This is a genomic window from Streptomyces sp. NPDC002809 (assembly GCF_040295435.1).
Lineage (GTDB): Bacteria > Actinomycetota > Actinomycetes > Streptomycetales > Streptomycetaceae > Streptomyces.
Map to the genome: position 1 here is coordinate 1 of NZ_JBEOVJ010000179.1, position 1919 is coordinate 1919.

1 protein-coding gene is annotated in these 1919 nt (G+C 69.5%); it reads left to right on the forward strand.

The features are described from left to right. On the forward strand, positions 1–1919 hold a 1919-nt coding region (locus tag ABT025_RS39400), incomplete at both ends, for a type I polyketide synthase (RefSeq protein ID WP_351003645.1).

The window sequence follows — 1919 nt, forward strand, 5'->3', positions numbered from 1 at the left end:
GCTGATTTCGATGCCGGGGTGTTCGGGATTTCGCCGCGTGAGGCGTTGGGGATGGATCCGCAGCAGCGGTTGTTGCTGGAGGCGTCCTGGGAGGCCGTGGAGAGTGCGGGGATCGATCCCCTCTCGCTGAAGGGCAGCCGGACCGGTGTCTTCGCCGGCGTCATGTACCACGACTACGGGCCCGGTACGAGCGACGGCAGCCTCGTCACCGGCCGCGTGGCCTTCACCCTGGGCCTGGAGGGTCCCGCCGTCACCGTCGACACCGCGTGCTCCTCCTCGCTCGTCGCCCTCCACTGGGCAGGACAGGCGCTGCGCCGGGGCGACTGCTCGATGGCACTGGTGGGCGGCGTGACGGTGATGACGACGCCGGACATGTTCGTCTACTTCAGCCACCAGCGGGGCATGGCGAAGGACGGCCGCTGCAAGTCCTTCGCCGCCGATGCCGACGGCACCGGCTGCTCGGAGGGCGTCGGCGTGCTCATGGTCGAACGCCTCTCGGACGCCCGACGGAACGGGCACCCGGTCCTTGCCGTCATCCGGGGCAGCGCCATCAACCAGGACGGCGCGTCGAGCGGGATGACCACCCCCAACGGTCCGTCACAGCAGCGGGTGATCCGCGCGGCACTTGAGAACGCCGGGATCACGACCACGGACGTGGATCTGGTGGAGGCGCACGGGACGGGGACCCGGCTGGGCGACCCGATCGAGGCGCAGGCGTTGCTGGCGACGTATGGGCAGGGTCGTCCGGAGGGCGATCCGCTGTGGCTGGGCTCGCTGAAGTCGAACCTGGGCCACACCCAGGCGGCCGCCGGTGTCGGTGGTGTGATCAAGGCGGTACAGGCGATCCGGCACGGTGTGCTGCCGAAGTCCCTCCACTCGCAGACGCGTTCACCGCATGTGGACTGGGACGCAGGTGCGGTGGAGTTGTTGACGGAGTCGCGGGCTTGGCCGGAGCGGGATCGGCCGAGGCGTGCGGGTGTGTCGTCGTTCGGGCTGAGCGGGACGAACGCGCACGTGATCGTGGAGCAGGCTCCGGTGGTGGAGGAGCCGGAGGCGGTTGCTACGGCTGAACTGCCGGTGGTCCCGGTGGTGCTGTCGTCGCGGAGCGAGAGCGGACTCGCGGCTCAGGCGGCGCGGTTGCTGGCCCGGATGGAGACCTCCTCCTCTTCGCTGTTGGATGTGGGTTTCTCGTCGGTGGTGTCGCGTGCGGTGCTGGAGCATCGCGCGGTGGTCCCGGCGTCGGACCGCGAGGAGCTGGTACGGGGTCTGACCGCGCTGGTCGAGGGTGAGCTGTCGCCTTCGGTGGTGCGAGGGGCTGCGCGGCCGGCAGGTGCCACGGCGTTCCTGTTCACGGGTCAAGGTGCGCAGCGGTTGGGTATGGGCCGCGAGTTGTACGGGGCGTTTCCGGTGTTTGCGGAGGCGTTCGATGCGGTGCTGGTTGAGTTGGACGCCCGGCTGGGCCGCTCCCTGCGTGAGGTGGTGTGGGGTGAGGATGCTGGTCTGCTGAACGGGACGATGTTCGCTCAGGCGGGGTTGTTCGCGGTGGAGACTGCGTTGTTCCGGTTGGTGGAGTCGTGGGGGGTGCGTCCGGACTTCCTGGTGGGTCATTCGGTCGGTGAGATTGCGGCCGCGCATGTGTCGGGTGCGCTGTCCCTGGCGGATGCTGCGGAACTCGTCGTTGCGCGGGGTCGGTTGATGCAGGCGTTGCCTGCCGGTGGGTCGATGGTGGCGGTGGAGGCGGCGGAGGCCGAGGTGCTTCCGCTGCTGAACGGTGAGGTGGGGATCGCGGCGGTCAACGGTCCGCGGTCGGTCGTCGTCTCGGGAACGGAGGCGGCGGTTGCTGATCTGGTGGAGAAGTTCGCCGGTCAGGGCCGTCGGACGAGTGTGCTGCGGGTGTCGCACGCGTTCCACTCGCCGCT